The 24,238-nt window shown below is 37.8% G+C and carries 19 protein-coding genes; 12 read left to right on the forward strand and 7 right to left on the reverse strand.

Going from position 1 to position 24,238, the window contains the following annotated elements; genetic code table 11:
- Window positions 1-71 precede the first annotated feature (71 nt).
- The 4 genes from pgi (at window position 72) to FEE95_RS07400 (ending at window position 5,732) form a co-directional block, all read left to right on the forward strand.
- Window positions 72-1,709 carry a glucose-6-phosphate isomerase gene (gene pgi, locus FEE95_RS07385; RefSeq protein WP_138657235.1) on the forward strand — a complete coding sequence of 546 codons (1,638 nt, stop codon included), beginning with the start codon at window positions 72-74 and terminating at the stop codon, window positions 1,707-1,709.
- A gap of 173 nt (window positions 1,710-1,882) precedes the next feature.
- Window positions 1,883-4,597: a TonB-dependent receptor gene (locus tag FEE95_RS07390; RefSeq protein ID WP_138657236.1), complete on the forward strand. Its 2,715-nt coding sequence runs from the start codon at window positions 1,883-1,885 to the stop codon at window positions 4,595-4,597.
- Between the two features lie 94 nt (window positions 4,598-4,691).
- Window positions 4,692-5,132: a hypothetical protein gene (locus FEE95_RS07395; RefSeq protein ID WP_138657237.1), complete on the forward strand. Its 441-nt coding sequence runs from the start codon at window positions 4,692-4,694 to the stop codon at window positions 5,130-5,132.
- A gap of 12 nt (window positions 5,133-5,144) precedes the next feature.
- Window positions 5,145-5,732 (forward strand): 3-keto-disaccharide hydrolase, encoded by a 588-nt coding sequence (locus tag FEE95_RS07400; protein WP_138657238.1) that lies wholly within the window; start codon window positions 5,145-5,147, stop codon window positions 5,730-5,732.
- A gap of 29 nt (window positions 5,733-5,761) precedes the next feature.
- Here the strand turns inward: FEE95_RS07400 and FEE95_RS07405 are convergent, their stop codons facing one another.
- On the reverse strand, window positions 5,762-6,298 hold the full coding sequence (locus FEE95_RS07405) for a hypothetical protein (RefSeq protein ID WP_171036996.1): 537 nt from the start codon (window positions 6,296-6,298) through the stop codon (window positions 5,762-5,764).
- A gap of 19 nt (window positions 6,299-6,317) precedes the next feature.
- Window positions 6,318-7,373: an endonuclease/exonuclease/phosphatase family protein gene (locus tag FEE95_RS07410; protein WP_138657240.1), complete on the reverse strand. Its 1,056-nt coding sequence runs from the start codon at window positions 7,371-7,373 to the stop codon at window positions 6,318-6,320.
- 94 nt (window positions 7,374-7,467) lie between these two features.
- Here FEE95_RS07410 and FEE95_RS07415 point away from each other — a divergent pair, with 94 nt between their 5' ends.
- Together FEE95_RS07415 and FEE95_RS07420 are read left to right on the forward strand one after the other, a co-directional pair.
- The gene (locus FEE95_RS07415; RefSeq protein ID WP_212748422.1) at window positions 7,468-10,200 is read left to right on the forward strand and encodes a carboxypeptidase-like regulatory domain-containing protein; all 2,733 of its coding nucleotides are present in this window, start codon (window positions 7,468-7,470) and stop codon (window positions 10,198-10,200) included.
- Window positions 10,201-10,314: 114 nt separating this feature from the next.
- Entirely contained in the window at window positions 10,315-11,685 is a 1,371-nt protein-coding gene (locus tag FEE95_RS07420) for a DUF5689 domain-containing protein (RefSeq protein WP_138657241.1), read from the forward strand.
- A gap of 6 nt (window positions 11,686-11,691) precedes the next feature.
- On the opposite strand, the gene FEE95_RS07425 is transcribed toward FEE95_RS07420, so the two are convergent.
- Together FEE95_RS07425 and katG are read right to left on the reverse strand one after the other, a co-directional pair.
- Entirely contained in the window at window positions 11,692-12,024 is a 333-nt protein-coding gene (locus tag FEE95_RS07425) for a hypothetical protein (protein ID WP_138657242.1), read from the reverse strand.
- Between the two features lie 241 nt (window positions 12,025-12,265).
- Window positions 12,266-14,476 carry a catalase/peroxidase HPI gene (katG, locus tag FEE95_RS07430; protein WP_138657243.1) on the reverse strand — a complete coding sequence of 737 codons (2,211 nt, stop codon included), beginning with the start codon at window positions 14,474-14,476 and terminating at the stop codon, window positions 12,266-12,268.
- A 234-nt stretch (window positions 14,477-14,710) separates the two neighbouring features.
- Here katG and FEE95_RS07435 point away from each other — a divergent pair, with 234 nt between their 5' ends.
- Genes FEE95_RS07435 through FEE95_RS07450 form a run of 4 tightly spaced genes read left to right on the forward strand, consistent with a single transcriptional unit; the run spans window position 14,711 to window position 17,278 of the window.
- Window positions 14,711-15,187, forward strand: coding sequence for an ankyrin repeat domain-containing protein (locus FEE95_RS07435; protein WP_138657244.1), 477 nt, complete (start codon window positions 14,711-14,713; stop codon window positions 15,185-15,187).
- Between the two features lie 2 nt (window positions 15,188-15,189).
- The gene (locus FEE95_RS07440; RefSeq protein ID WP_138657245.1) at window positions 15,190-15,861 is read left to right on the forward strand and encodes a DNA alkylation repair protein; all 672 of its coding nucleotides are present in this window, start codon (window positions 15,190-15,192) and stop codon (window positions 15,859-15,861) included.
- A gap of 13 nt (window positions 15,862-15,874) precedes the next feature.
- Window positions 15,875-16,492 (forward strand): NUDIX hydrolase, encoded by a 618-nt coding sequence (locus FEE95_RS07445; RefSeq protein WP_138657246.1) that lies wholly within the window; start codon window positions 15,875-15,877, stop codon window positions 16,490-16,492.
- 9 nt (window positions 16,493-16,501) lie between these two features.
- A complete protein-coding gene (locus FEE95_RS07450) occupies window positions 16,502-17,278 on the forward strand; it encodes a nitrilase family protein (protein WP_138657247.1) in 777 nt (258 codons plus the stop codon).
- Here FEE95_RS07450 and FEE95_RS07455 read toward each other — a convergent pair.
- Together FEE95_RS07455 and FEE95_RS07460 are read right to left on the reverse strand one after the other, a co-directional pair.
- Window positions 17,262-18,878 (reverse strand): Ig-like domain-containing domain, encoded by a 1,617-nt coding sequence (locus FEE95_RS07455; protein WP_138657248.1) that lies wholly within the window; start codon window positions 18,876-18,878, stop codon window positions 17,262-17,264. The two genes, FEE95_RS07450 and FEE95_RS07455, sit on opposite strands and share 17 nt — an antisense overlap.
- 39 nt (window positions 18,879-18,917) lie before the next feature.
- Window positions 18,918-19,631, reverse strand: a complete 714-nt coding sequence (locus FEE95_RS07460; protein ID WP_238474514.1) for a ComF family protein — start codon at window positions 19,629-19,631, stop codon at window positions 18,918-18,920.
- A gap of 47 nt (window positions 19,632-19,678) precedes the next feature.
- Here FEE95_RS07460 and FEE95_RS07465 point away from each other — a divergent pair, with 47 nt between their 5' ends.
- Both FEE95_RS07465 and FEE95_RS07470 read left to right on the forward strand, forming a co-directional pair.
- Window positions 19,679-20,578: a coiled-coil domain-containing protein gene (locus FEE95_RS07465; RefSeq protein ID WP_138657249.1), complete on the forward strand. Its 900-nt coding sequence runs from the start codon at window positions 19,679-19,681 to the stop codon at window positions 20,576-20,578.
- Window positions 20,579-20,613: 35 nt separating this feature from the next.
- Window positions 20,614-22,158: a glycine--tRNA ligase gene (locus tag FEE95_RS07470; protein ID WP_138657250.1), complete on the forward strand. Its 1,545-nt coding sequence runs from the start codon at window positions 20,614-20,616 to the stop codon at window positions 22,156-22,158.
- Window positions 22,159-22,160: 2 nt separating this feature from the next.
- On the opposite strand, the gene FEE95_RS07475 is transcribed toward FEE95_RS07470, so the two are convergent.
- Window positions 22,161-24,236 carry a TonB-dependent receptor family protein gene (locus FEE95_RS07475; RefSeq protein ID WP_138657251.1) on the reverse strand — a complete coding sequence of 692 codons (2,076 nt, stop codon included), beginning with the start codon at window positions 24,234-24,236 and terminating at the stop codon, window positions 22,161-22,163.
- Window positions 24,237-24,238 lie beyond the last annotated feature (2 nt).

Genomic DNA, 24,238 nt, shown 5'->3' on the forward strand with positions numbered 1-24,238 from the left:
ACTTATTTTTGCGTCTTCGTACTTCATAACTTGATGAGGAAAACAGAAGCCGTAAATCTTAAATACCTGAAATGTCATTACCCAACTTTAACCCTACTACTACTAAAGCCTGGAAAAATCTAGAGAGTCACTTTAATAACTCTAAAGAAGACCATATAAAGAACCTTTTTAGCGAAAATGCCAATCGGGCAACTGATTTTTCCATTACATGGAACGATTTTCTTGTAGACTTTTCTAAGAATAGAATCACCGACGAAACCATGCAGTTGTTGTTGCAATTAGCAAATGAGGTAAAACTTAATGATGCTATCAACAGTTACTTTAAAGGAGATGCTATAAATGAGACCGAAAGTCGTGCAGTTCTTCATACTGCGCTGCGGGCAAAGGAATCTGATATAATCAAAGTTGATGGTGAAAATGTCGTTCCTGAGGTATTCGAAGTTAAGCAGCACATCAAAAAATTTACAGATTCCATAATTTCTGGGGAAAGTAAAGGATATACAGGAAAATCTTTTACCGATGTGGTGAACATAGGAATAGGCGGTTCAGATTTGGGTCCGGCAATGGTTACCGAAGCCCTGAAATTTTATAAGAATCACTTAAAAGTACATTTTGTAAGCAATGTGGACGGAGATCATGTACAAGAGGTTTTAAAAGAATTGAATCCTGAGACAACATTATTCGTTGTGGTTTCAAAGACCTTTACAACTCAAGAAACCTTAAGCAATGCAACCACCATAAAGGAATGGTTTTTAAGAAGTGGAAGCCAGATGGATGTAGCGAAACATTTTGCTGCGGTTTCCACGAATGCTAAGAAAATAGCAGAATTCGGAATTGCCAAAGAAAATGTTTTCCCGATGTGGGACTGGGTCGGAGGCCGATTCTCACTTTGGAGTGCTGTTGGTCTATCCATAGCTTTGGCCGTAGGTTTTGAAAATTTCGATGCTTTGCTTAAAGGGGCAAACGAAATGGATGAACATTTTAAGAACGAAGATTTTGATAAAAACATCCCTGTTGTATTAGCCTTATTAAGCATTTGGTATAATAACTTTTATGGCGCCGAGACAGAAGCGGTAATTCCATATACGCAATATTTAAGCAGATTTTCAGCATACCTGCAACAGGGTATTATGGAAAGTAATGGTAAAAGTGTGGATAGAGGTGGAAATCACGTTAACTACGAAACTGGTACTATTATCTGGGGTGAACCGGGTACCAATTCTCAACATGCTTTCTTTCAATTGATACATCAGGGAACAAAGTTAATTCCAGCAGATTTTATTGGCTTTAAGAAATCCCTTTATGGAAATACCGACCATCACAACAAATTGATGGCAAACTTCTTTGCGCAAACAGAAGCCCTAATGAATGGTAAAACAGGAGAAGAGGTAAGAGTTGAACTGGAAGCAAAGAATATGGCTGAAAGTGAAATTCAAAAACTACTTCCTTTTAAAGTATTTGAAGGTAATAATCCAACAAATACAATTCTTATTGATAAGCTCACCCCCAGAAGTTTAGGTGCTTTAATAGCACTTTACGAACATAAGATTTTCGTTCAAGGAGTACTGTGGAATATCTTTAGCTATGACCAATGGGGCGTTGAGTTAGGTAAACAACTAGCGGGAACCACCTTGAGTGACATAGAAAGCTCAGAAATCAGCAAACACGACAGTTCTACAATGCAACTTCTGCAATCTTTTAAGGGCTAAATCGAGATTTCATTAATTCTTGATAAAGTCTAATAACTTCGTTCGATTTATAACGGACAATGCTAAAATTGTGTTAAATTTGCATGCTACAAAATTAACACTAGCTTAATGTCGGTGTAAAAGAAAAGCCACACTTTTGCAGCAAAATTGAACACTAAATAAACACGAGACAGATGAAACAAAAGTACTTCGCAATGGTTGCGTTTTTCATGACCGCCATTGCATTTTCCCAAGGAACAATTACTGGTACAGTATTAGACGGTGACTCAGGCGATCCTCTACCAGGAGCAAGTGTCGTAGTAGAAGGAACAACAAATGGAACTTCTACCGATTTTGATGGAAACTTCACAATTGAAGTTGCAGAAAGCACTGGAAATTTAGTGGTTTCTTACATCGGTTATTTGAACATGAAAGTGCCATTTACCAGTGCAGGTTCAATAGGTCAAATTACCTTACAGTCCGATGCTGAAGAATTAGAAGGGGTAATTGTAACTGGTGTTCAAGATATCGCCAAAGATCGTAAAACGCCTGTTGCAGTATCTACAATTAAGGCTGCAGAGATTCAGGAAAAATTGGGCTCGCAAGAGCTTCCTGAGATACTTAATACTACCCCGTCGATTTACGCCACTAAGTCAGGTGGTGGTTTTGGTGATGGGCGAGTAAATATTCGTGGTTTTGACACGAACAACTCTGCGGTAATGATTAACGGTGTTCCGGTAAATGATATGGAGAATGGTCGTGTTTTCTGGAGTAACTGGGCCGGACTTTCAGACGTTACATCGGCAATTCAAGTACAAAGAGGTTTAGGTTCTTCTAAACTTGCAGTATCTTCTGTCGGGGGTACTATAAATGTAGTTACAAAGACATCTCAGAATCCTCAAGGAGGTTCAATCGGTGCCACAGTTGGTAATGATGGCTATGTAAAAACATTGGCTTCTTACTCTTCTGGAATATTAGATAATGGTTTTTCTACCTCTTTGCTTTTAAGTAGAACTGGGGGTAATATGTACGCTGATGGCACGAATTTCGAAGGATACAACTTCTTTTTAGGCCTTGGGTATACCAGTGGAGATCATAATCTAGAATTTATGGTAACAGGAGCACCACAATGGCACCATCAAAGGAGTAGAGCCGTATCCATAGAAAATCAAATTCAATTTGGCGATGGAGATGGTGAACCAAACAGAAGATACAATGAAGACTGGGGTTTCCTTAATGGTGAGGAGTTTAGTTTTAGAAGAAATTTCTACCATAAGCCAGTTATAAGTTTGAGTTGGACGTGGGATGTTGGTAGTAAAACTACTTTACAAACCAATGCTTATGCCTCATTTGGTCGTGGTGGTGGTACCGGTGAAATCGGTGAGATTGGTGGAAGAAGGCAATTTGCCTTGCCCAGAACTGCTGACGGTTTAATACGAGTTGATGATATTGTTGCTTATAATAGTGGTCAGACCATAGCAGATTTCAATAGTGGCAATCCAAGAGAGCAGATAAATGGTCTTTTCGTGAATAATAGTGATTTGAATGACAATGAGTTGAATACTAATGGTATCTCGAGAAGGGCTTCAGTAAACTCGCATAACTGGTATGGACTGCTGGCGAACCTCAATAATCGAATAAGTGAAAAGTTAACTATCGATTTTGGAGTTGACATAAGACAATACACAGGGTATCACTATCGTAGAGTTGATAACCTTTTAGGAGGGGATGTATATCAACAAACCGATAATCGCAACAATGTACCCAATCCATTATTCAGTGAAACTTATGAATCAAATCAACCTTGGTGGGTTTTCGGAAATATTGACGATGAAGAAAAGATTGATTATTACAATATAGGTTTCGTTAGATGGTTAGGCTTGTTCGGTCAAGTGGAGTATAACTTTACTGAAGATATTACTGGTTTTCTACAAGGAGCATTGTCAAATCAAGGTTTTGCTAGGGAAGAATTATTTGGAGTAACACCTCCGGAAAAGACAGACTTTGAAAACATCTTAGGAGGAAATATAAAAGGTGGTTTGAACTGGAATATCGATGAGCATCACAACCTTTTTGCAAATGGCGGTTATTATGAAAAACAACCTTTGTTTGACGCGGTTTACTTAAACTTTGGCAACAATTTGAACCCAAACTTAACCAATGAGAAAATAGTTGGTTTAGAGATAGGTTATGGATACAGAAGCTCAAATTTCAGGGCTAATGTAAACTTGTATAGAACTAGTTGGAAAGATAGATTTGATACCGTAGGAGCAACTTTTAATTTTGGGGAGCCTGATGAGGTGCGAGGAAATGCAAACCTTTTGGGTATTACCCAGGTGCATTCAGGTCTTGAAATTGACGCAAGATTTCAGGCCAGCGATAAATTGGCTTTCACAGGTATGATTTCTATTGGTAACTGGGAGTATCAAGATGATGTTACTGCAACCTTTTTTGATAATGATCAGGCACCAATCGTTATCGATGGAGTAGAACAAACTCAAACTTTGAGTCTAGATGGTGTAAAGGTTGGCGATGCTGCTCAGTTTACTGCCTACATTGGTGCAGATTACAATATTCTCGATAATCTGAGCATTGATGCAGGATACCGTTTTGCAGATAATCTATATGCAGATTTCGACATCACACGTATCGATGAAAATGGTTCGTTACAGTTACCATCTTTTGGTTTAGCTGATGCTGGTATTTCATTCGGATTACCAATTGGAGAATCAAGATTGAATCTTAGATTGAACGTAAATAACGTATTCGATACTACGTACATCGCAGAATCAGATACGAACGATTTCGTTGAAGCCGGTGATGAAACTTACGATGGCATCAATGTGAGCAACAGAGTATTCTTTGGTTTTGGAAGAACTTGGAACGCAAGTGTTCGATTTAACTTCTAATCAAACAAATGCTTTATTTCATAAAAACCCTGCTTTTAGCAGGGTTTTTTTATGCCCAAAATTCAGTACTTTTAAATACTAAATAATTTATACCATGTACGAAACTATTCAAGTCATACATTCTTATATCGCTTATGCCGCATTGGCAATATTGATTTTAGCAGTAATCAATGCCGTATCGGGATTGGTAGGCAACAAAATGTTTACGCCTGAGAAAGATTTTCGCCTCAGTCTCTTTGCTCTAATTTTGTCTCATATTATGCTGGTGATAGGTCTGATATTATTTTTTGTCTCTCCTAGTGGATTGAATGCCATCCAAGAGTTAGGCATGGGAGGTATGAACTCTGAATCACGTTTACTAGCTGTAGAGCATCCGTTTACAAATATTCTGGCCATTATTTTAATAACAGTTGGATGGTCACGTCATAAGAAATTTATGGAAGGCAAGAAGAAATTCAAAAGTATCGCCATTTTCTATGGACTGGGATTGTTATTAATTCTTAGCCGAATTCCATATGGCCAATGGTTCAACTAATACTATCAAGAAATGAAAAAATTATTATTACTTGCAACACTACTATTCGCGATAAGTCTATCGGCTCAAAAATCCCTTTTTAACGGCGAAAACTTAGATGGCTGGACAATCTACGGCACGGAAAAATGGTATGTAGAAGACGGACTTTTAGTTTGTGAAAGCGGACCTGATAAAGGATACGGTTATTTAGGAACAAATGATCATTATAAAAATTTCGAACTGAGCGTTGATTTCAAACAAGAAGCCAACGGCAATAGTGGCATATTCATTAGATCAACAATTGATGGTACCAAAATAAGCGGTTGGCAGGTTGAAGTAGCACCTCCCGGTAACGATTCAGGAGGAGTATATGAATCTTACGGTCGTGGTTGGTTGATAAAACCAGATCCTGAAAAAGACAAAGCCTTAAAAATGGGCGAATGGAATACAATGAAAATTCGTGTTAATGGCGATACGATAACTTCATGGTTAAATGGTACCGAAATGATTACTCTTACCGATGAAAAGATCGGCGCAGGCGAAGGTTCTGTAGCACTTCAAATACATGATGGGGGAGGTATTAAGGTTAGGTGGCGTAATCTGCAAATAACGGAGCTTTAAACTTCAAATAGTTAGTTTTTTAACCAGTTTTAATTCGTGTCTTTTACAACAGTTATTGGTATTACTGATATTAGATTAGGGGAAACTTGCTCCACTTTGGTAGTATCCACGGCAATTTGATTATAGCTTACTGAATTAAGCACAATTTTTTCTCCACAAAAAAGGCCGCTATCACTTCTTGACCTTACTTCTAGAAAAGAGATATTATAATCGAGTGTGTCGGTTTCACTTTCAGATAAATGAATTAGATACCGGTTGTCTCCCGCACTACCAGCGGGGTATAGTCTAATGAATTTTTCGTCAGATTCGCCTAAGCCGTCGTTCCAATATGACCCATTAAGTTGAAGCCTAAATTGATCGTCTGCGTAAGAACCATTTTCAATTAGGTTGGTTCCATTTTCATCTACCAGTTCAATAAGAAATACTGTAGATGGTGCAAAATCAACAATACCAACACAAGCTTCCTCTTCTTCTATTACACGGTCATCATTGTTGCAAGAGAAAAGAGTATATAGTACCAGTAAGGTAAAAATAGCCTTCATAATGTTTTTAATAGTAAGATACATTTTTGATATAAGGTTGCTTTTAAGATGCTTTTCTTATTAAATATATAAAAACAGGAAAATGGTCTGAATACCCGCCAATATAAATCCCGCCAGTATAGGTGCGTAACGGATACCCTTTATACCTTCCGCGAGGGTCTAAGAGATATGAGGGGATAAAAACACTAGCCTTCCAAAAGCTATAACTATCTTTTGTTTCATTGATTAAATTACTGGTGAAAAACATTTGGTCGAAAAGATTCCATTTATCACGATAAGCCAAAGAGCCTACTCCTTTTCTAAAGAGTTTTTCAAATGGATTGAACAAATCTGTTGGTTCCAAATTCTTTTTCTTTCCTTTTGTTTTCAATACTTTTTTCAAACTCTCATCTATGGGGTCGTCATTAAGGTCACCCATGCTGATTATTTTTGAATCGATATCTAAACGCTGAATTGAATCGATGATTCTTTTATTCAGTTTGGCTGCTGCTATGCGGTTGGGTTTACTTCGAGCTTCACCTCCACTTCTTGAGGGCCAATGGTTAACAATGAAATGAAACTTTTCATTATCTAAATAGCCACTCACTACAAGTTGGTCACGGGTATAATCGCGAAAACCTTCTGCATCATTAAGCAAAAGACGATGACTTTTAAAAGTATTTACAATAAAAGATTTCTTTTTATAGAGTAAAGCTACATCGATGCCTCTTTCGTCCGGTGAATCAAGATGAACTATTCCATATTCTTTGTCGCTCAGGTTTTCATGATTCACCAAATCCTCAAGAACACTTTTATTTTCAATTTCACAGATGCCGATAATATCTGGGGAAGTTTTGGTGATTTTTGATCCAATTTCAGAGAGCACTTGCGAAATGTTTTTAATCTTCTGCTGATAGCGTTCCAGAGTCCAATTGTCTTTGCCTTTGGGAGTACGTTCATCGTCATAGGTTAAGGAATCATTTTCCGTATCAAAAAGGTTTTCAATATTATAAAAGGCTATGGTTTTGACCTCGTAAGTTGAATCCTCTTGGGCATATACTTCAAAAGAGCAAGCTATGAACAAAAGAAATATAAGCAATTCACTTTTAGACGAATCCATAGAACTAAATATATTTAAAATAAAGAAAATTCCTACATTTTTATTTACTTTTTAATATATTGTTATCCTGCTTTTAGAAATTCAACCAACTCAAATGTCCAACCAACCTCTACTATTTGTTGTCTTTTTGATAAGTGTATCGTGTAGTGCTCAAAATACCGTGATGCTATCTGGGCAGGTTTTGAATAAGCAAGATAAGAGTGTTATGGCGGAGGTCAATATTTCCTTGGAGGGGATTAAGTCGGAGGGATTGACAAAGACCGATGGTTATTTTCAAATGAATGTACCTGCAAATGAGGACTTTATTCTAAATATTTCCTATCCAGACTATGTTACAAAAAGAATTCCTATTGAATCGGAAGGTCAACATTTAGATGTGGGTATTATCTTTTTGGAAAGGGATATCTCCACAGAACAAACAGATAATTTGATTACGCTTACGGACTCGGAGGTTTTGGATGATGCCATAAGTTCTGATACTTCAGGACTGCTACAAGCAACCAGAGATATATTTTTAAGTAGAGCTGCTTTTGACTTCGGGCAGGCCTTTTTTCGCGTTCGCGGATATGATTCCCAGTATGGCAAGGTTTTGCTGAACGGAATTCCCATGAATAAATTCTATGATGGTCGACCCCAGTGGAACAATTGGGGAGGATTGAATGATGCAACACGAAACCAACAATTTACGCATGGTTTACAACCCTCCACATATGATTTTGGAGGTATACTAGGTACAACTAATATTGACACAAGACCTTCCGGATTAAGACCTGGGACAAGACTATCTTCTTCGGTGTCCAACAGAACCTATGCTGGAAGATTGATGGTTACTCATACGTCGAAATCCAAAGAAAAAGGACTTACTTATAGTATTTCGGCTTCAAGAAGATGGGCAAAACAAGGCTATATTGATGGAACGTTGTATGATGCATATTCGGTTTCAGCAGCCTTAGAATACAAGTTTGACAAACCAAATTCAATCAACTTTACAGGCATTTTGGCATCCAATAGAAGAGGACGTTCATCTGCAATAACGGAAGAGGTTTTTGAACTCGTTGGCAAGAAATATAATCCCTACTGGGGATTTCAAAATGGCGAGATTCGAAATTCCCGTGAGCGGAAAATAGCAGAGCCTATTTTGATGTTGAACCATTTTTATGAATCTAAGAAGTTCAATCTGAATACTGGAGTTTCATATCAGTTTGGAACGAATTATAGAAGTCGGCTCGGGTATTACAATGCTCCAAACCCTGACCCTAGCTATTATCGATATCTTCCTAGTTTTTACATCAATTCGCCCATCGGCGCAAATTTTATAAGTGCTAATGCGGCAAAAGAAGGTTTTCTAGAAAATCCGCAATTGGATTGGACTAAAGTATATCAAGCAAATGGAACTAATGATAAGGCTAGTTATGTACTATATGATGACGTTACAAATGACAATCAGTTTACAGCGAATTCGATTGGCAATATAAAACTAGTGGAAGCTTTTCAATTCGATTTCGGACTAACCTATCGCAAACTGAAGTCTAAGTATTTTGCAAAAATTCACGATTTGTTTGGTTCAGAATTTCATGAGGACATTGACCCTTTTTCAAATACCCTGAATGATATAAATGGAAATACTTCAAAAAAGGAGAAAGACATTTTTAATTATAACTATGCTCTTGATGTTTCTCATTTTGATGGGTTCGCTCAGCTGAGATATGACAGAAATAAATGGGAAGCATTTTTGTCCGTGGATTGTAATTCAATAAATTATCAAAGGAAAGGCAAATTTCAAAACGAACGATTCCCTGAAAATTCCTTAGGAAAAAGCAGCCCTATTTCATTTACAAATCTAGGTTTCAAAGCGGGATTTACATATCGCTTCAATGGAAGGCATCAATTGGTGCTTAATGAAGCACTATTAAATAAACCTCCAATAACCCAGAACATTTTTATTAATCCAAGGGAGAACAATGAGATAGTACCTAACCTTCAAAATGAAAAGATAAACGCCGCAGATATTAACTATTACATCCGCCTTCCGAAATTAATAGGAAGAATAACTGCCTTTCATACCCGATTTCAGAATAGCACTGATATCAACTTCTTCTTCGTTGATTCAGGAGTAGGTTCCGATTTTGTCCAAGAGGTTTTAACTGATTTAGACAAGTTGCACAAGGGAATAGAGCTGGGCTTAGAGTATGAACTATCGTCTGCGGTAAAGGTCACAGCAGTTGCTGCTGTTGGAAACTACACCTATGCCAGTAATCCCTCAGTAGCCATCAATTTCGATACTGCTGGGGCAGAAGAAAATTTTATAAACCCCGAGGGGAGCGTTGATTTAGGAACAGCGGATATTAAGAGATATAAACTAGCTCAAGGCCCTCAAAAGGCCTTTGCCTTAGGAATAAGTTACAGAGATCCAAAATACTGGTGGATTGGAGCAACAGCAAACTATTTGGCAGACAACTATGCCAATATCTCAACGATTACCAGAACCAAAAGTTTCTTTTTGAACCCCGAAACTGGCAATCCGTTTCCCGAGGCTACTGAAGAAAATGCAAATAAATTATTGGCCCAAAGTCCTTTAGACAATTTCTATTTGCTCAATTTAGTAGGAGGTAAATCTTGGTTAAAAAAAGGGAAGTACATCAGCATTTTTGCTAGTGTCAATAATCTATTTGATGCAAGTTTCCGAACAGGGGGTTACGAGCAAAGTAGAAATGGAAATTATGGCCAATTGGCTCAAGACAATCTAAGTGGTACGCCCTCTTTTGCCCCTAAATATTGGTATGGCTATGGACGGACGTATTTTTTGAATTTGGCATTTAGTTTTTAAAAGAACACACCCCTTAATCCCCTCTTTCTATTGGGGAAAATGTTCTGTTCAATTTTTAAATTGAGTTTCCCTCCTAATAAGGAGGGATTAAGGGAGGTGTAAAAAAGTCCAATTATGATTCTAAATTTTAAATACAAACGAATTCTAGTTTTAGTATGTACAAGCTTAGTATTATATGCTTGTGTCAAAGACCGAAATTTTAACCTGCCAGAAAATACTGAAGTTTCAGAATTAGTGCCAAATGCCACTTACTCAGAAGTAAAAAACCGCTTTCAAGAAGAAACCTTTCAAATACAAGAAGACTTGATAATTGAGGGTTATGTAACTTCTTCAGATGAAATGGGGAACTTTTTTAGCGTACTTCATTTTCAAGATAGTCCTGTGAACCCTTCCGAAGGATTTCAAATCGAAATTGATACCAGAGATTCGCATTTGTTCTTTCCATCTGAGAGTAAAATCTACATTAAATTAAAAGGGCTTTATCTAGGAAAAAGCAAAGAAGTTTTTAAGATTGGAGGAGTTTTTACATCTTTTGGAAATGTTTCTGTTGGCCGACTTCCAGCTACGGTTGTTGACAAACATATTTTTCTTTCCAAAGAGAAAATAGCAATACAACCTACTGCCGTATCGATTGAAAATCTAAATCAAAGTTTAACAAATACGTTGGTTGAAATTAAGGGGGTAGAGATTGTTGATGAAGAATTAGGGATGATTTTCGCCATAGAAAGAGAAGAAACAGAACGTACACTTATAGATTGTAATGGAAATACTTTAAAACTGGTGAATAGCGGTTTTTCTGATTTTCAATCTGAACCTCTACCATTAGGAAACGGAACAATAACTGGGGTTCTCTTAAGGGAGAAGGATGACTTCAGATTGGTTATTAGAGCTATGAATGATTTAAATTTCAACGAAGAACGATGTATTCAAACTATCTTAGAGTTCACATCGAACCAGTTATTTATAAGTGAACTTGCGGATCCAAATAACAATTCAAAAGCCAGATTTGTGGAGTTGTACAATTCCGCAAGTGAACCTCTGCTTTTGAATGGTTGGAAGCTACTTCGTTATACAAACGATAATATCGAAGTCAGTTCAACAATTGATCTATCCGGATTTACCATTGAAGGGGAAAGTACCTTTATAATTTCGCCCAATTCTACCGAATTCGAAAAAGTATATGGTTTTCCACCAGACATGGCTGTCGGGGGGAATAGTGCTGCAGATTCAAATGGAGATGATAATATACAATTAATTGACCCTTTTAAGAATGTAATTGATGTCTTTGGAGTAATAGGTGAAGATGGCTCTAATACCAATCATGAATTTGAAGATGGTCGAGCCGTCCGTAATGTAAAAGTCAAGAAAGCCAATCCCATTTACACTTTTGACGAGTGGCGCATTTTTAATGATACAGGTGACGGAGGAACGATGAAAGAAACCAAAAATGCACCGGAAGACTTTACTCCAGGAATTCGAAATTAGCGCGGTTTAGGAAACTTTAGAAAAGTATTCTTTCCAACCTAGTACAGCAGAAGTGCCTTTTTGATACGCTTCATGAGAATGAAAAAGAATTCTCTTCTTCATATCAAGCACAACTGGCCATTTAATTCCGTCGGAGCCTTGTCCTAAGAGCTTATTGATTGCAGTTTCCACTAAGTCACTACGCACAGCACCAACAATGCGCACATTGGAATTACTATTGTTTATTCCCGAGAGACCAATGTAGAAATCTGCTGTGCTTCCTGAGAAGGAGCACTTTTGAGTTTTGGGGGAAATCTTTGTCTTTTTGGCACTTTTTTTGGTATTAGAGACTATTTCCATATCAGGAAATTACACAAAATATGGAATAGGATTTTCGATAAAGGAAAGGTATTTATCAACAATTTTTTACGTGACTATTAACAAATTCATGACAACTCTGACATTTACAAGGGCTTTGAAGAATTAGGTTTGTGTATTAAATTAGAAGAATTTGGGTTCCAATTCCCTCAGTTTTATCAAAACAAATAGAGGTGACCAATTACATAGCCACCTCTTTTAAATACCAATTTGTCTATTTAAGCTACTTCAAATCAAAACGATCAGCGTTCATCACCTTTGTCCATGCGGCAACAAAATCTTTTACAAATTTATCACCAGAATCATCACATGCATAAACCTCGCAATAAGAACGTAGTTCTGTATTTGAACCAAAAATAAGATCAGCACGAGTGCCAGTCCATTTGATATCACCAGTCATACGATTACGACCTGCAAATAGGGTTTCATCATCAGAAGTGTCTTCCCACTTCACAGTTAAGTCAAGAAGGTTCGTAAAGAAATCATTCGTTAAAACTTCACGACGGTCTGTTAAAACACCATGTCTAGATTTATCGAAATTCGTATCAAGAACACGCATGCCACCCATTAATACAGTCATTTCAGGAGCGGTAAGTTTCATCAATTGTGCACGGTCTACCAACAATGCCTCTGCAGATGCTTTATAATCGGAATTTTTATAATTTCTGAATCCGTCAGCAGCTGGCTCAAGTGCTTCAAAGGAATAGGCATCCGTTTGTTCTTGAGACGCATCCGTACGACCTGCTGTGAATGGAACTTCAATATTGTGACCGCCATTTTTTGCGGCCTCTTCTATTCCTGCACTTCCACCAAGAACAATTAAATCAGCTAATGAAATTTTCTTGCTTCCTGACTGTGCCGAATTGAATTCGTTTTGAATTCCCTCTAAAATCTCAAGAACTTTTGAAAGTTCAGTAGGGTTGTTTACTTCCCAATTCTTTTGTGGCTCCAGTCGAATACGTGCTCCGTTAGCACCTCCTCTTTTATCTGAATCGCGATAGGTAGAAGCCGAAGCCCAAGCTGTAGTTACCAATTGAGAAATAGAAAGTCCAGAAGCCAAAAGTCGCTTTTTCAATTCAGCGATGTCTGCATCATTTACCAATTCGTGGTCTACATTTGGTATTGGATCTTGCCAGATTAAATCCTCTGCAGGAACTTCAGAACCTAAGTAACGATTTTTAGGCCCCATATCTCTGTGCGTTAGTTTAAACCAAGCTCTTGCAAAAGCATCTTCAAGCTCTGCGGGGTTTTCACGGAAACGTTGAGAGATTTTCAGGTAATCAGGGTCTATTTTCAATGCCATATCGGCATCAGTCATCATCAACGATTGTGTCTGGGAAGCATCACCGGCACGCGGCGCTTGTTTTGCAGCCGATTCAGCAGTTGGTCTCCATTGGTTTGCACCAGCAGGACTTTTCGTAGGTTCCCAATCGTAATCCAGTAGTACTTTCAAATAATCATGGTCCCATTGGGTTGGGTTTGGCGTCCAAGCACCTTCTATTCCACTGGTAATGGTATCGTCTAATACACCAGTTCCGAAAGAGTTTTTCCATCCCATACTTTGCTCCACAATACTTGCACCAGCAGGTTCTGCACCAACATACTCATCTGGGTTCGCAGCACCATGCGCCTTCCCAAAAGTATGTCCGCCAATTGTTAGAGCAACAGTTTCTTCATCGTTCATTGCCATACGCCCAAAAGTCTCCTTCATCAATTTTGCAGTTCCTAAAGGATTGGAAACCCCGTTCGGTCCCTCTGGGTTTACATAAATCAATCCCATATGAGAAGCTCCAAGATTTGCTTCCAAGACATATTCGCCGTCAGAGAAACGCTCATCATTACCCATCCATTCATTTTCGGAACCCCAGTAGATATCTTCTTCTGGTTGCCAAATGTCTTCACGTCCTCCTGCAAAACCAAAAGTTTTGAAACCCATCGATTCCAACGCACAATTTCCAGTAAGAATCATCAAATCGGCCCAAGAAAGCTTCTTGCCATATTTCTTTTTAATAGGCCATAGAAGCAAACGCGCCTTATCTAAGTTGCCGTTATCAGGCCAGCTATTCAAAGGTGCAAAACGTTGCGAACCTGAACCGGCACCACCACGGCCATCTCCTATTCTATACGTTCCCGCACTATGCCAAGCCATACGAATCATGAACGGACCGTAATGCCCGTAATCGGCCGGCCACCAATCTTGAGACGTCGTCAAAGCTTCAACGATATCTTTTTTCACAGCTGTCAGATCCAAAGACTTGAATTCTTTGGCATAATCAAAGTCTTCCTCCATGGGGTTAGATAACTCCGAATTCTGACGAAGTACATTTAGTCTTAGCTGATTAGGCCACCAGTCTTGATTCGTGGTTCCACCACCTGCAGCTTCTTTTAATGTCCCACCTAAATAAGGACATTTGTTTGCATCTCCTGTTCCCATTGTTTGTATTTTATTTATTAAACGATTGTTTTTAAAGTAGAAACGTAAAGTTATCGAATTGTTCTTTGTTCTCGATAGCGAGAATCTTGTTTTGTGCTATTTTAGTATTGATAATATCTATTGTGCGGGTTCATAGCAAATCTGTACTACAAAGTAATTCAAAAAAAGAAATATCTTACTGATGTTTGTCAGTTTTAAGTCTCGATATAACACTTTTTTTATACTTTTAAATCTATGGAAAATAGCAAAACTTTCTTTGAGGAAATACGAAACGGAAATACGGGAGCGGTTGAAAAAATGCTAGTCGAAAATTCGGGTTACACGGAAGTCAAAGATGAGCGGGGTTCCACGCCATTAATTTTAGCAACCTATTACAATCAAGCTGATATTACAGATGTGCTTTTGAAGTATGGGGCAAAAATCGATGAGAAAGATGCCTCTGGAAATTCTGCTTTAATGGGCGTATGCTTTAAGGGCTTTTATAAGTTGACAAAACTGCTCATTGAAAAAGGGGCAAATGTAAACGAGCAGAATGCCATGGGGGCAACAAGTCTTATATATGCAGTGAACTTCAAGCATCTTGACATTGCTAAGCTACTTTTAGAAAATGGTGCTGACGTTTCGATTAAAGATGGAAGAGGTAATACGGCCTTAGACCATGCAAAACTTCAGGGCAACCCAGAATCCATCGATTTATTAAATGCCAATTAAAAATGGTAGATGATTTTATCACAACTCTTACAATAGAATTCCAAAAAAACGCCAACCGCAAAATTGCTTCCGAACAAAAAGCTTACATGCGCGGTCAGTTTGACTATTATGGCATCAAAACACCCCAAAGGCGAAAAATACAGAAACCTTTTTTAGTCAAACAGTTTTTACCCGAGAAGAAGGAAGCCATACAAATAGTAAAACTTTTGTGGAGTAAACCCCAGCGTGATTACCACTATGTGGCTCAAGAACTGATGTTGAAATATTCGCGTCAAATGACTGAGGATGACATAACCGTTTTTGAGTTTATGGTTACCCATAAATCATGGTGGGATACTGTTGATTTTATTGCAACTAAATTAATGGGCACCTACTTTAAGAAGTATCCAGAAAAAAGAAAAAATTACGTGGAAAAATGGCTGAAGTCGGGTAACACTTGGTTGCAGCGTTCAGCTCTATTATTTCAACTGAAGTACAAGGAAGAATTGGATACACAAATTTTGTCAATCGCCATTGAAGGATTATTAGAGTCTAAGGAATTTTTTATCAACAAGGCCATTGGTTGGGTGTTACGGGACTATAGTAGGGTAAATCCGGATTGGGTTTGGGATTATGTGAACGATACATCTTTAAACAATTTGAGTAAGAGAGAAGCTTTGCGTCTTATTAACTAATTGAATTTACAAAATGGCAAAATCTACTTTAGAACAACTTAAAAAATTGAAGGCTTTGGCGGATACGGGCTTGGTTTATTCGGAGAATGGATATGACAAAGAACGCTATGGTCAAATCAAGCGGATTGTTTTGGATTTAATGGCAGAGATAACTGATACACCAGTTGAAAAATTGATGGGTTCCTTTGCACCTGTTGAAGAATATCCCACCGTAAAGGTTGATGTTCGTGGTTTTGTCCTGAATGAAAAGGATGAGGTCTTAATGGCTAAGGAAAGTGTAGATGGAAAATGGACGATTCCTGGGGGCTGGGCCGATATTGGCGATACCCCTTCAGAGGCAGTTCTCAAAGAAATTAAAGAGGAAACTGGTTTTGATGCCAAAATAGTGCGTTTGTTGGCCATTTACGACAAGCGCTGTCATCCGCATCCGCCTGAGCAATATTACATTTATAAACTGATGTTCCTATGCAAAATTACGGGAGGTGAACTGGCCCGAGGATTTGATATGCTTGGTGCTGATTTCTTCTCACTGGATAAGCTTCCTGAACTCTCTGAGGACCGTATTTTGAAATCTCAGCTTCAGCATCTATTTGAGTTATCAAAGAATAAAGCTGATGTATATTTTGACTAATTTTACGCTATGGCAAAAGAACTCAAAGTTGCTCTGATACAATCATCACTGATTTGGGAAAATCCAGAGCAGAATAGAACTAATTTTTCGAAAAAAATTTCTTCAATATCTTCTGATGTCGATTTGATAATCCTTCCAGAAATGTTTACCACAGGATTTACTATGAATCCTGAAAATCTCGGTAAAGAACAGGGACCACTTACTTTGGAATGGATGCAAAAAATATCGAGAGAAAAAAAAGCTGCATTGACAGGAAGTCTTCCATTCTATGAAAACGGAAGTTATACCAATCGCCTCTTTTTTGTAAAATCTGATGGAAATTACCATCACTACGATAAGCGTCACACTTTCACTTTGGCTGGCGAAGATAAAGTATACAAAGCTGGCTCTGAAAGACTAATTGTTGAGTACAGAGGTTTTCGAATCTGCCCGATGGTATGTTACGATTTAAGATTCCCGGTCTGGGCAAGAAATACGGAAAACTACGACGTATTGATTTATGCGGCAAATTGGCCTAAACCAAGAATTGCGGCTTGGGATACATTACTGAAAGCTCGTGCTATTGAAAATATGACCTATTGTATCGGAGTGAATCGAATTGGAATAGATGAATCTGGGCATGAATATCCGGGGCACTCGGCAGTTTATGATTGTTTAGGAAAACAGGAAGCTTTTTCCGAGAAAGAAGAAGTTGTTTATACGGTCCTTTCCAAAGAACATATCACCTCGACAAGAAACCAATTAAAGTTTTTAGAAGACAGAGATACCTTTAATTTTTCAGAGTAAAAGTTTGTTCTAAATCCCAGTTGGGGCGCACTTCAATTTCTTCAGGAAAGTAACTTACTCTTTCGGGTTGGATGTTTTTTAGAAAAGAACCAGTATCCCATTTACCGTTCTTGTTTTTATCAAAAATAACTCGAAGTAGATATTTGGAAGGTTCTATATTATTGAATTCGAAAAGTTTGGGTTCAGTTGCATAAGTCTCCAGCTTGGTCTTGCCCTTTTCATCTGTTAATTGAACAATGACAGGGTATTCTACCGCTCCGGCCAAATTTAACCTTAGATTACCAAAATCGGCAAAACTTCTCGTGGACAATCGATAATTTGTGGTATCGTTAGTTTGATTGAAAAAATCAATTATTGCTCCAGGCAGTAAATCTAAGGTGTAATTTTCATTTGGCTCCATATTGAAATCAAAATTCAATTTATTGGCTACACTATCAAAAACAACTTTGAATTCCATAGGCAAAGAATCCTTTACGGTCATCTGTATTTTTGAAGTATCAATATTTACAATTGGGGTGTTAGCAGCAATATGGTAAGAGTTATTGAAATCTAGTGAACTATTTTGGTTTGGCTCTAGTCGCAAGGAGTCAATATCGACCTTTCGACTTTTAACGACAAAAGTGTCTACTTCCATTCTTGTTTTATTGGTAACCGTAAAGATTAGAGAATCGACTTCATATGGAGTAAACCAAAAGTTTAAAGTGTCTTTATCCCCTTCCCTTAAGACTTTTGTTTTGACGGTATCAGGAATGGTGCTTAGCGGTTTGATCTCAATATCTTCCTCACCCCCGTAATACCCGAATACAATTTTATTTTTGGCCGCGAAACTAGGGACAGTAGCGCTGTAGTCTGGAATTTCTTTAAAGAGAGTTAATAGGTATGTTGAGTCTGTAGGCAATGTAATAGTATCTCTTAAAAAAGCGATTTTATCAGAGTTTTGGTCAAAAGTGTTGTTTTTTGCCTCATCCTTTAAACCGAACAGAGCGTATTTTCCTTCCTTTAAATTTTTTAATGAAAAGAGTACGGTACTATCTAAAGTATTTGTGATATAATTAGGAGGTCTTTTATAAATAGTAGAATCTGTGTAAGCGGTGTCTATTTCATAGAGCATAACACTAATAAATTCATCAGCTTCCTTGTTAAAAGCATCCTTGACAACGCCCAAAACTTCTAAAGAATCAATATAATCTCCTGTAGAAAAAACATAATTCAAAAAGCTCAGAGGATTTCCTTCATTATTGTCTTGAACACTTTGACCAAAATTTAAGGTGTAAGTAGTATTTGAGAGTAAGGTATCTTTGATTTTGATTTCAAGATATTTCTGAACTCCCCCTTGGGGTGTAATCTCAGGCCTATATTTTAACGGAGGTGAAACAATAAGTTGATCCTGAATATCTTGCAGTTTGATATATTCATCAAAAGTCAATCGAATTTTATCCGATTTGAAATTTGTCGATAGATTTTCGGGTTCCGCTTTAATCAAAACAGGTGGGTCTTCATCTTTGGGGCCACCAGTCAACGTGCCTCCACGCCGACCACATTGCACAACAGAAACAACTATTAAAAAGAAAAATATACAAGCTAAAATACGTTGTAACATAATAATGAATCTACAACAAAGAAACGACTAATTTGCAGATTATTGAAATTGCGGTACCACTGCCATACTTGTAACATAAATGGTAGTTTCTTGAGCTTCTTGCAAGGCTTTTACACATATTTCCATTGTTGCTCCACTTGTAATTACATCATCAACCAATAAGATGTTTTTGTTATTAAGTTTCGAAGCATCAGAAAGTGTATAAAGTGCTCTGTTTTCTTGCCAGCGGCCTATTCTTCCTTTTGTGGTTTGCGTTTTGGTATTCGCCGTTTTTATGAGAATTTCATCATTATACTCGGCGTTAATAAAATGAGCCAAGCGAGATGCGAATAGTGCCACTTGATTGTAACCTCTTTTTTTTAGTTTCTTCTTGTGAAGAGGAACGGGAATAACAACATCAATTTTATCTAGAAACTGATTTCCCCTTAATATTTGACCATACCAATCACCTAAAAAAGTACCAATCTGCTCCTGATTTTTATACTTTAAATGATGAATTAGTTGCTGTACAATACCATTTTCAATAAAAAAAAGGAAAGAACTGGCTTTTTTTACACGAATTCGACCATAAAAAATACGGTCAATGGGGTTTTCTTCGTTAAAGGTATAATCGGTAATCGGCAAATGATTTCGACAAACGGTACATAGGTGTTGTTCTCCTCTATTTAAATGGGTGTTACATCCAAAACATACCGTAGGCAGGAGCACTGTATTGATATCATTTATTATCTTTGAAAACCGAATTTTATTCAAATCTAGCGATATTAAAAACCTACTTATTTAACCCCCACCATTAACCAATGGAGAACAGTCAAGATACTAAATTCAATTACAAGATAATCCTTGCAGCCATGGCGGCTGTCATCATAGGGGTTCTTATTGCCTTTTATTACAGTTATGCTCAGTCAAGAACACAAATAAACTATCTAGAGCACGAGAAAGATCTCTTGGTCAAAGACCTAACTCTTATGAAAGCAGATGTAGATCGTCTTTCAGCACTTGATGAGGTCAACGATATTGAACTACAAACTTCAAGATACAAGGTTCAGCAATTATTAGATTCTGTAGGAAAACTAAGCTTTACAATTGAAAGGCTACGTGAATTTAAGACAGAGCTTCGAAGGCTTGAAGCGAAAAATGATAGCCTAAAGCTTAAAAATGATTTCCTCAACTACAACAACATGCAGCTTGCTGAAAAGTATGAAGCTTCTCAAAAGGAAATAGAGAAAATACGAAGAGCGAATATAGCATTAGCTGAAGCGGAGGCATTGAAACGTGATAAAATCCAAGACCTTAATAAAGAGTTGAAAACTAAGAAATATTTGGCGCTCGAAACCACCGAAGGAAGTGGATATAGAATTAGAGGGGGAAGACCAATTCAAACGAATAAGGCTTCAACCGTCAAAAGACTTAAAGGGCGAGTGATTATAGCCCCTGATAATTCTTTGGCAAACCAAGAACGGGTAATTTATTTTCAGTTTTTAGGTCCAAATATGGGTATAATCGAGGATAATGCGAATACCATTAACGTAAATGGCAATGTTTATAGCAAACGTGTTGTAGTTAATTTTACTGGCTCTCAAACTGAAGTAGTCGACTATGTGTCTATACCTGAAGGTTCCCTAGAGTCTGGCGATTATATCTTAAATGTTTTCGAAGACCAACGATTACTTCAGACTTCCGAATTCCAATTAAAATAGAAGGTTAAAATCGGATAAAATTCTATTTTTGCCAAATGGCAAAACAAGAAGACGATTTTAAGAAAGTAATTTCACATGCTAAGGAATATGGCTACGTATTTCAATCAAGTGAAATCTATGACGGATTGAGCGCAGTTTATGATTATGCTCAAAATGGGGCCGAACTCAAAAAGAACATACGGGAATATTGGTGGAGAGCCATGGTACAACTTAATGATAACATTGTTGGGTTAGATGCTGCTATTTTCATGCATCCCACAACTTGGAAAGCTTCGGGCCATGTTGACGCGTTTAGCGATCCGTTAATTGATAATAAAGATTCCAAAAAAAGATACCGCGCCGATGTTTTGGTTGAAGATTATGTTGCCAAAATTGAAGGTAAGATTGAGAAAGAAGTAAAAAAAGCCACCAAAAGATTTGGAGAGGCTTTTGACAAGGAACAGTTTTTGTCGACCAACCAACGCGTAGTTGATTACCAAGAAAAAGCAACTACAATTTTAAAACGTCTTGGAAAGTCTTTGGAGAACGAAGATTTGGCCGATGTGAAAAAGCTCATCGAGGAACTTGAAATCGCTTGCCCAATGTCAGGGTCTAAAAACTGGACAGACGTCAAGCAATTCAATTTGATGTTCGGAACGAAGTTGGGGGCTTCTACAGAGACGGCAATGGACTTATACCTGCGTCCTGAAACTGCACAAGGTATTTTCGTAAACTTCCTGAATGTACAGAAGACGAGTCGCATGAAGATTCCCTTTGGAATTGCTCAAACGGGAAAAGCGTTTCGAAACGAAATTGTAGCACGTCAGTTTATCTTCAGAATGAGGGAGTTCGAACAGATGGAAATGCAGTTTTTTATCAAGCCCGGTTCTCAAAAGGAATGGTATGAGCATTGGAAAGCACATCGGTTGAGGTGGCATTTGTCTTTAGGAATGGGAGAGGATAACTATCGTTTTCATGACCATGAAAAATTAGCGCATTATGCTGACGCCGCGGCGGATATTGAATTCCGTTTTCCCTTTGGATTTAAGGAGTTAGAAGGAATACATTCACGAACGGATTTTGACCTTTCAAAACATCAAGAATTCTCTGGTAAAAAATTACAATATTTCGATACGGATGAGAACAAGAATTACGTGCCCTATGTTGTCGAGACTTCCATTGGTCTTGACCGCATGTTCCTGGCTGTCTTTTCAAATTCATTGCAAGAAGAAGAATTGGAAAATGGAACGACACGGACGGTTCTAAAATTACCAGCTGTTTTAGCACCGACAAAAGCTGCTGTTTTCCCATTAGTAAAAAAGGACGGATTACCAGAATTGGCCCATGAAATCATTGACGATTTAAAATGGGATTTCAATGTGCTATATGACCAAAAAGATGCCGTAGGTCGTCGTTACAGAAGACAAGATGCCAACGGAACACCATTTTGTATTACAGTTGATCATCAATCATTGGAGGACAAAACGGTTACGATTCGTCACCGTGATACAATGGAGCAACAACGTGTTGCCATTTCTGAACTAAAAGCGATTATTCACAAAGAGGTGGATATGAAGTCTTGGTTGATGAAGATGAAGTAATCTTATAATTGATATCCTAGTCGAATACTCCCATAAAAGTTACGTTTATCACCTGGGTAGAAATAACGAGGTTCCCTACCTCCAAAACCTTGGGTATTGATAAGTACAGATTGAGCATAGACTGTGTCGAGGAGATTATTAATACCGAAGTCAACTCCAATTGTGAACTTATCGGAAAGTTTCTTTAGATAGCCCATTCTTGTGTTAAAAACTGTGTAAGGCTCACTGAACAAATTACCGGCGTCAGTCAAGGGAATCTCACTCACATGTGCATGGGTGGTATTCCAATAGAAGTTTTCAAATAAGCGCATTTGAATGCCCGAAGTTCTTCGCTGCTTGGGAACACCAGTGAGTTGATTTCCCGAAAAATCATCTTCCTCATCAATGAATTCTACAAAACTATGATCAGTTAATGTGTAGTTGACGAAAGGCGATAGTTGAAAGTTTTTTGAGATAGTCCAGGTATAATTCAATCCGATTTCCAATCCTCTATGTCGGGTTTTGCCAGCGTTTTTTCCGACAAACTGATCTTCGTCAATCCGTTCACCAACCAAAAGATTTTTAATGTTCATTTGATAGATGGAAAGATTGACATTGAACCTTCTGTCATCCAAAGAAAAACTTGTGCCCAGTTCATAATTTGTTCCAGTTTCTTGGGCTATATCTGGATTGACGACTCCATCTGGAGTAAGCGTTTCTTCTAAAGTTGGGTTTGAAAATCCTCGACTAACATTCGCATAGACTTTCTGGTTTTCAGAAAAAACATATTCGAGATTTAAGCTGGGTAGTAGAATAGCCTTGAAATTTCTTTCAGCGCTTTTGTTTTCAATTCCCGAGTTAAAAAGGTCACGGTAATCGTATTGGGTTTTGTTTATGTTGAGTCCGAATTGAGCAGAAAACTTTGAAGAGAAAGGAAGAACGAGCGTTCCAAAAGCATTCCATTGACTTCGAAATTCTTTATTACGACCTGTATATACTCCCTTTAAACTTCCATTACCATTGTTATCTTCCCATAGATTATCGAACCTGTCCCAATCGTATTCATCTTTGAAAAGTTCAGCTCCAAAGGAATAATCTGCATTGTTTTCCAAGAAGTTGAATGCTCCTGAAAATCGTGTGCGAAACCCGAAGCCTTTTGTGATTTCATCCAAAATACCAAAAGGTGCCGCTTCGGTTTTATCCAGATAGTTATAAAATATACTAGTGGTGTTTTTGAACTTTTCATTGAATTTATGGGCATAAGAAAATCCAACTAAAGTTGAATTATTGTCTTCAAACCCTTGAGAAACTCGCCAAGTAAAAGTTGCTTGTTGCGGGTCTTCGGAAAAAGCTGTCTCCCCAAGCGAACTAGGTATTTGAGCAGTAAAATCAATATGATTTACAAGAAAGGATATTTTGCCTCTAGCATTCAGTTGATAGGAAGCATTCAAAAGCATGCCATCTCGCTCAAAATTACTGTTTTGGCGATAGCCATCCGTTTCCATATGGCCGTATTGTAGTCCTAGACGAAGCTTCCCATCATAATGATTGAAAGAGAGATTGTTTTTTAAAAGTCCGAAAGAACCGGCTGTAAAATTGTTCGAAAAGTTAGTCGATCTACCCAAGGCCTTTTTTGGAGATAAAATGATTGCTCCCCCTAAATTCGAACCATAGGAAGTTCCTTTTGGGCCTTTTATAATTTCAATTTGACTTAGGTTTTCAAGATCATATTGTTCTATGGAAGAAAATCCGGAACCATCCGTAACCGGAATATCCTCATAGTACATACGAAGCTTATCCGTACCAAAAAGGGTTCTGGCGCCAATTCCTCTTACGGTAATGCGATTGGTATTTAAAGCTCCAGAAAATATGAATACACCAGGCACCTGATTAATGGCAGAAACCATTGAAACCGGACTGTAGTTCTGAAATACTTTGGCTGAAATAACTTCTGAAGGTGTTATTCCTGTTGCGTTTTTCTTTTTTAAGGCATCTAAGAGAATAACCTCGTCGAGTTGTGTAATACTATCCTTTTTTACAGGGTCTTGAGCATCAATTAGCTGAATACTGCAAAGGAAAATCAAGATAAAGTGCCTCATGT

This window comes from Maribacter algarum (ex Zhang et al. 2020), assembly GCF_005885635.1.
In the GTDB taxonomy this organism is placed as follows: domain Bacteria; phylum Bacteroidota; class Bacteroidia; order Flavobacteriales; family Flavobacteriaceae; genus Maribacter_C; species Maribacter_C algarum.